This window comes from Alcaligenes parafaecalis (assembly GCF_026344135.1).
GTDB lineage: Bacteria > Pseudomonadota > Gammaproteobacteria > Burkholderiales > Burkholderiaceae_B > Alcaligenes > Alcaligenes parafaecalis.
The window spans coordinates 269,317-276,735 of the sequence record NZ_JAPKNA010000006.1; the positions used below are offsets into that span (position 1 = coordinate 269,317).

Annotated in this window: 6 protein-coding genes; 4 read left to right on the forward strand and 2 right to left on the reverse strand. The window is 57.2% G+C overall.

Features of this window, described 5'->3' with window-relative positions:
* Positions 1-4: 4 nt before the first annotated feature.
* Positions 5-1,657, reverse strand: coding sequence for a cbb3-type cytochrome c oxidase subunit I (locus OSH09_RS17450; protein ID WP_207875564.1), 1,653 nt, complete (start codon positions 1,655-1,657; stop codon positions 5-7).
* Between the two features lie 232 nt (positions 1,658-1,889).
* Here OSH09_RS17450 and OSH09_RS17455 point away from each other — a divergent pair, with 232 nt between their 5' ends.
* Both OSH09_RS17455 and OSH09_RS17460 read left to right on the forward strand, forming a co-directional pair.
* Entirely contained in the window at positions 1,890-3,314 is a 1,425-nt protein-coding gene (locus OSH09_RS17455) for an aminotransferase-like domain-containing protein (protein ID WP_266121711.1), read from the forward strand.
* Between the two features lie 119 nt (positions 3,315-3,433).
* Complete coding sequence (locus OSH09_RS17460) at positions 3,434-3,859, forward strand: lipocalin-like domain-containing protein (protein WP_266121712.1); 426 nt, start codon at positions 3,434-3,436, stop codon at positions 3,857-3,859.
* A 55-nt stretch (positions 3,860-3,914) separates the two neighbouring features.
* On the opposite strand, the gene OSH09_RS17465 is transcribed toward OSH09_RS17460, so the two are convergent.
* The gene (locus OSH09_RS17465) at positions 3,915-4,820 is read right to left on the reverse strand and encodes a LysR family transcriptional regulator (protein ID WP_266121713.1); all 906 of its coding nucleotides are present in this window, start codon (positions 4,818-4,820) and stop codon (positions 3,915-3,917) included.
* Positions 4,821-4,938: 118 nt separating this feature from the next.
* Between OSH09_RS17465 and OSH09_RS17470 the strand changes: the two genes are divergently transcribed.
* Positions 4,939-6,285, forward strand: coding sequence for an aspartate aminotransferase family protein (locus OSH09_RS17470; RefSeq protein WP_207875568.1), 1,347 nt, complete (start codon positions 4,939-4,941; stop codon positions 6,283-6,285).
* A gap of 159 nt (positions 6,286-6,444) precedes the next feature.
* A complete protein-coding gene (murI, locus tag OSH09_RS17475) occupies positions 6,445-7,281 on the forward strand; it encodes a glutamate racemase (protein WP_266121714.1) in 837 nt (278 codons plus the stop codon).
* The last annotated feature ends 138 nt before the right edge of the window (positions 7,282-7,419 follow it).

A 7,419-nucleotide genomic window follows, 5' to 3' on the forward strand; every position in this document is an offset into this window, starting at 1 on the left:
GTCCTCAAACCTCCAGCTCAGCAGTACGGCGCACGGCAGCCGAGCGAGACTCGGTCAAGGCGAACGCACCGGACTTCACAATCATCAGCAAGACGTGCAGGGCAAACACCAGATGGCCCAAAGTCATCAGGGCGCCGCCAATGGAGCGACCTTGCAGCCAGGGCATGGTGACAGCCACGGATTCCATAAAGCCACGCGTTGGGTCCAGCAAGGCCAAGCCTTGCAGTACGCCACCAATGCTGAGCGTGATCATGTACACCGCAAAGCCAGCCACCACCAGCCAGAAGTGCCAGGAGATCAAGGCAGGACGGGGCCAGGCGGTATTCAGAATGCGTGGCAAGGCAAAGTACACCCCACCAAAAATCACCATGGTCACAAAGCCATACATGCCCAGGTGAGCATGCGCTACGGTGAAGTGCGTGAAGTGCGTAATGGAGTTCAGGGAGCGCAAGGCTTCAGCAGAACCTTGCAGGGACGCGACGGTGTACATCATGGCGCCAAAGACGATGAAACGCAGAACCGGCGAATGACGCAGCGCACTGAAGTGACCTTTCAAGGTCAAGTGCTGGTTGGCCGAGAAGGCCAGCACCGGAATCACCATCATCACGCTTTGCACGATGGACAGAGTGATCAGCCATTCAGGAATAGGACCACCGATCAAATGGTGCGCACCGACCTGACCGTAGAAAAAGGCCAGCGTCCAGAAACCCAGCAAAGACAAGTTGTAGGAACGTACGGGACGCCCAATGACTTTAGGCAGGAAGTAGTAAATGGCCGCAATCGACATGGGGGTGTAGAACAGACCCAATACGTTATGCCCGAACCACCAGTTCATGGTGGCTTGCTCGACGCCAAAGTGCACGCCCGGAACCTTGGCAACCAGATACAGGATCGGGAACCAGAACAATGCGGCACCGATGTACCAAACCGACACGTACAAGTGCTTGACCTTGCGTTGCGACAGCATCAAGGCCAGAGGCATACCGATCATCATGCCGCCAAAGGCAAACAACACACCAATCTGCCAGGGAATTTCAAGCCACTCCAAACCAGCATTCAAACCAATGGCCAAGGCCCCGATGCCGGCGACCAGAGCCGCGTTCCAGACCAAGCCACCGACCATCACCAAACGGCCACCCAAAAGTGGGGTTTGCAGCAGGCGCGGCAGCATCCAGATTGTCAGCCCCAGCAAGCCCATCGGGGCCCAGCCATAAGCCACACCGTTCAGGTGAATCGTGCGCAGACGGCCAAAGCTCAACCAGGACACATCGCCCAGGAACTCGGGCCAATGCAGTTTCAGCGAACTGATCAGACCGGCAAAAGACGCCACCACCAGCCAGACCACCGCACAGACAATCAATAAAAAAGCAGGCATGGAGCTGGAACGGTCAGCCTGCTCGCGTGCCTCCATCTCTACAGCACTGGTTTGCTGGCCGTGGTTCTCTGCCAGATGGTCAGCGGCAGCCAGACTGAGCGCTTGCCGTTGAGCATCACCGGCAGAAGGCTCTTCGGGCTGGCCGATCTCGCCCTTATGGAAAATAGTGCGTGCACCACTGACGTCAGCATCGAACAGGCCCTTGCGCAAGGACCAGATAAAGGCAAAAAGCCCGGCAATCGACAGGATGAATGCGGCAAGCAAAAGCGCCGTCGGGTTCATGGTATTCCTCTGATGAGATAGGGCCGTCCCCCGCAGGGGCACGGACGAAAACACTCGCAAGGCTACCTGTCGGTACAGAGCATTCCAAGAATCAGTTAAAGCTTCAAAAACCCTATCAGTTGTCCTGTAAGCGGCGTAAATAGCGGATTGCTTGTGCTTACAGCCTTACCCATCAGATAATAAAAAAACCACATTTGGCGAATTAACCGTATCAGATGGATTATTAAGCCGCATGAAACTGTATGAGACTCTGGCAAAAGAGCTGGCCCAGGCCATTCTGGAGGGCACGGTCGCGGCGGGCGAACGCATGCCTTCGGTGCGTCAGTTAATGGATAAGCACAAGATCAGCGCCTCGACGATCTTCCAGGCTTATTACCGCCTGGAAGCACAGGGGCTAATACAGGCGCGTCCGCGTTCGGGCTATTACGTGTGCTCTCATCTGGCCCCACATACGCTGGAAGCCGACACCGCGTCCCAGCCTCCCTTGCAAGCCACCAGCGTCAACAATAGCGACCTGATCATGGCGATTTTGCAATCCAGTTCAGAGCGCTCCGTTGCTCCCTTGGGATCGGCATTTCCCAGTCCCCTGCTCTTTCCACTGGAACGATTGGGCCGCTTTTTATCAGCCAGTCTCAAACAGCAAGATCCCTGGGCCAGCCTGGATGATCTGACCCAAGGCCATGCCGCCTTGCGTCGGCAGATTGCCTTGCGTTACTTGGCTCAAGGCATGGCCGTCAACGCCAACGATATCGTGATTACCAATGGCGCACTGGAAGCCCTGAATCTCTGCCTGGCCGCCGTCACCCAGCCGGGGGATATCGTGCTGGTGGAGTCCCCCACTTTCTATGCTGCCTTGCAGTCTTTGGAGCGTATGAAACTGCAAGCTCTGGAAGTGCCCACTCACCCACGCGAGGGCATCGATCTGGATGCGTTGGAGCAAGCCATCGTGCGCCACTCCCCAAAAGCCTGCTGGTTGATGACCAACTTCCAGAACCCATTGGGCAGCCTGATGCCGGACGCCAAAAAAGCACAACTGGTAGAACTATTGGCCCGCCACGAAATCCCCTTGATCGAGGACGATGTGTACGGCGAGCTGTACTTCGATACCGAACGCCCACGACCCGCCAAAGCCTTTGACCGCCAGGGTTTGGTGATGCACTGCTCCTCCTTTTCCAAAACCCTGGCCCCCGGCTATCGAGTAGGCTGGGCCGTGCCGGGACGCTATACCCGCGAGGTTGCCAAAGCCAAGCTAACCACAACGCTGACCTCTCCCGTTCCCACTCAACTGGCACTGGCCAGCTATCTGGAAAAAGGAGCCTACGACCAGCATCTGCGTCGCCTGCGCACCCAACTGAAAAATCAGTATGAACAGTTCTCCAAAGCCCTGGGACGCTACTTCCCGACAGGCACCCGTGCCACGCGTCCCGAAGGCGGCTACTTTCTCTGGGTAGAGCTGGAAAAAAGCGTACAGACCCTGGACTTGCATCGTCAGGCCTTGTCACAAGGCATCAGTCTGGCACCGGGTTCTATTTTCTCTACCACCCAAAACTACAGCCATTGTTTACGCCTGAACTTTGGTCATCCCTGGACCGATCAAAGCAGCAGTGCCCTTGAAATACTGGGCAATCTGTGCAGGCCATTGTCACTTAAAAAATAAAGACCCATAGGGTTGATCGATAGGAAATAAAAATCGCTAATAGATTGATATATATAGACAAAAACCTCATGATAAAACGGTTTTACTGCAGAAAAAAACCGACTATTCAGGAGTTTTTGATGTCGCATACCTTACGTAGCAAACTGATTGGCGTCTGGAAACTGGTGTCGTTTGATTTCGTCCCCTCGGATGGCTCGCCTGCCTATCCAGGTCTAGGCCCCAACCCGATCGGCATGCTGATTTATACGGGAACAGGCTACATGGCCGCCCAACTGAGCAGCAGTGACAGAACCGTGCAAGACCCCTGCCAAAGCCTGATAGACAGCTACCTGGCTTATGCCGGTACGTTTGAGGTCGATGAGCAAACCCACTGTGTGACCCATTTTGTGGATATGTCCTTAGACCCGGACTGGGTAGACGTGCCCCAGCCAAGACTGGCGCGGCTCACAGAAGGAGCCCTGGAACTGATCACCCGTGACCCCGTGGTCGTCGGTGGCAAGTTGGGCATGGGCACCTTGTTATGGCACCGGGCCAGCCCGACCTAGGCGCAAACGTCAGAGACGTCCAACAAGCACACGGCCAGCCACGACGCTGGCCATTTCAATTCGGCGCAACAGAGTCCAGCGCATTCAAAAAATAATCCACAATCGCATGCGCCTGCCGATCCTTGCGCATGGCCAGCGACAGGGGAATCGTGAATTGGCGTTGCTGCGGGTCCACCGCTATCATCTGCCCTTTTTCCACCCAACGGGCAGCGACATGCTCGGGCAAGAAGCCGATGTACTCGCCGGTCAGAATCAGAAAAGCGATGCCTTCTCGATCACTGGCCGTCGCCACACAATTCAAATCCTGATGCTGGGCAATGGCTTCCGAACTCATGCGATACGCAGGAGCAATAGCAGCCGCAGCGCGCAAATCTGCAGGTGATACTTCTCCTTTTTGAGCGGTACGGAACAAGGGATGCTCCCAGGAGCAATACAGAAAATAAGGCTCGGCATACAGCGTGCGGTACTCCAAACCGCTAAGCGCATTGGTTTCAGGCAGCACGCCCATGTGCAAGCGGCCCTCCAACAAGCCACGCTCTATCTCCCCCGGCGTACTCATGCTGATATGCACACGCACTGCATCACTGTTTTGCCGCAGGGTGCGCAAGGCCGACGTAATGTGCATATGTGGCTGCGAGATCAGGCTATTCATCAACCCTATATTCAAATCTCCCCTCAAACTGGAATGCAGTTGATTAACCTCGCTACGGAAGTTCTCCACCGCCGCCATCAAGGTTTCACTGGCCCGCAGCACTTGCCGGCCTTCTTCCGTCAAGGCAAAACCCGCCCTGCCACGCTGGCACAACCGTATACCCCCCAGGCGCTTTTCCAGATCGCTCATGTGCAAGCTGATGGCCGAGCGCGTAATCCCCAGCACACCCTCTGCAGCCGAAAAGCTGCCCACTTGCGCCACCGTTCTGAACACACGCAGCAGGCGCAAATCAAAATCGGAAACCTGCAAGAGTCCTTTCAGATGCATATAGGTGAGTAAAACAATAAGTGAAGTTGAATAAAAACGTATTTTACTCAACAACTTAGCTCCCTACACTGGGGGTATTCACCGCCTTGAGGAGACCGACGTGAACTCACCCTACTTTGCGCCCCAGCAGATCGCCAGTGAACTCAATCTCCAGTCCCACTGGATGCCCTTTACCGCGAACCGGCACTTTCAGCAGGACCCACGCCTGGTCGTGAAAGCCGAAGGCAACTGGCTGTACGACCAGGACGGCCGCCAGATTTTTGACAGCCTGTCCGGGCTTTGGACTTGCGGTGCAGGCCACGCCCGCCATGAGATCCAGGCAGCCGTGCATCGCCAACTGGGGCAACTGGACTACTCCCCCGCCTTTCAGTTTGGACACCCCGCCGCATTTCAACTGGCCGACAAGCTGACTCAACTCACCCCTGAAGGCCTGGACCACGTGTTTTTCACCAACTCCGGCTCTGAATGTACGGACACCGTCGTCAAAATGGTGCGTGCCTACTGGCGCATCAAAGGCCAGGCCACCAAAACCCGCCTGATTGGCCGAGCCCGCGGCTACCACGGCGTCAACGTGGCTGGGACCAGCCTGGGTGGCATAGGCGGCAACCGCAAAATGTTTGGCCAGTTGATGGATGCCGACCACTTGCCCCACGTACTGCAAGCAGACTGCGCCTTCACCCACGGCCAGCCTGAAACCGGCGGTCTTACTTTGGCCGATGAACTGCTTAAACTGATCGAACTGCACGATGCCAGTACCATCGCCGCTGTATTTGTAGAGCCCGTCTCCGGCTCGGCAGGCGTGCTGGTTCCCCCCACCGGCTACCTGCAACGCCTGCGTCAGATTTGCGATCAGCACAACATCCTGCTGGTATTTGATGAAGTCATTACCGGCCTGGGTCGTTTGGGCACCCACACCGGAGCCGAATACTTTGGCGTCACACCCGATGTCATGACCATGGCCAAGCAACTGACCAACGGCGCCATTCCCATGGGCGCGGTCATTGCCAGCAAAGAGATCTACCAAACCTTCATGGGCCAGGACTTGCCACTGCACGCCGTCGAATTCAGCCACGGCCATACCTACTCCGCCCACCCCGTGGCCTGCGCCGCCGGTCTGGCCGCACTGGAATTGCTGGAACAAGACAATCTGCTGCAACGCTCCGCCGAACTGGCGCCACACTTTGAACAAGCCCTGCACCAACTGCGCGACTGCCCCAACGTCATCGACATCCGTAACTGCGGTTTAGCGGGAGCCATTCAACTGGCACCCCGCAATGGCGACCCCGCCATCCGTCCTTTTGAAGCAGGCCTGCAACTATGGAAACAAGGTTTTTACGTACGCTTTGGCGGCGACACCTTGCAATTTGGCCCGCCCTTCACCAGCACACCCGCCCAACTCAGCTCACTCTTTGATGCGGTGGGCGGCGTCTTGAAGCAACTGGCCTGACACGCCACACAGGGCGGCCAAACACCGGCCGCCCACACCCCACCTCACTCGTTGCAACTAGAAACCTTAACTTTGTCTCCAGGCAGAACCCGCCCCCTGCTCCAAGGACCACAAACGCGCCATAATACGAGCTTTGCTCCACAAGAATTATCCAGCGCCATGAGTCCATCCACCTCGTCCACCTTTGCTCAGGCTCCTATCGGCCTGTTTGACTCGGGCGTGGGCGGCCTGTCCATCTGGCGCGCCCTGCGCCAGTCCCTGCCCAACGAGAACCTGCTGTATCTGGCCGACTCACACTGCGCCCCTTACGGCGACCGCTCCCCCGAATGGATCGTGGAACGCACCCAGCGCATGGCACAAGTGCTGGTCGACCAAGGCTGCAAAGCGCTCGTCATCGCCTGCAACACCGCCACCCTGGTTGCCGCCCCCACCTTGCGGGCCCAACTCAACATCCCCATCATCGCCATCGAACCGGCCATCAAACCGGCGGCTGCCTTAAGCCGCAGCCGTAGCATCGCCCTGATGGCCACCAGCCGCACTCTGGACAGCAGCGGCCTGCAAAACCTGATTGAGCGCTACGCCAGCGACATAGAAGTCATCCGCATTCCCTGCCCCGGCCTGGCCGACCGCGTCGAAGCCCTGCAACTGTCAGGCCCGGAAATCGAAGCAGAACTCCAGGCACGCTTGGCCCCGGCCCTGCAAAGCCAAGCCGACACACTCGTACTGGGCTGCACCCACTACCCCTTCCTGCGCCCCACCATCGAAGCCATCAGCGGCTCGCGCTTCCACATTCTGGAACCCTCCTTCGCCGTCGCCGCCCAAGTCCACCGCCGCCTGGAACAAGCGAACTGCCTGAATACACAAATACAAACAGGCAACAGCGCCTTCATCAGCAGCGCCCCCATGGAGCAAGCCAGAAAAGTCATCCAGGCACTGACCGGACTGACCAAGCCGAGCATGCTGGCATTCCCGACACAGCCGCTAACCACACTGTAAAACCCGGTCGTCCTCAATCTTCCAATGTGTATAACAAGAGCAGCTTGAATTGGCTTCTCAATCTGACTGAGCTTTGCCTCCGACAGCCCAACTCCAGACACCACCCACTCACCGACTACGCGCAGCCACACCTCCTCA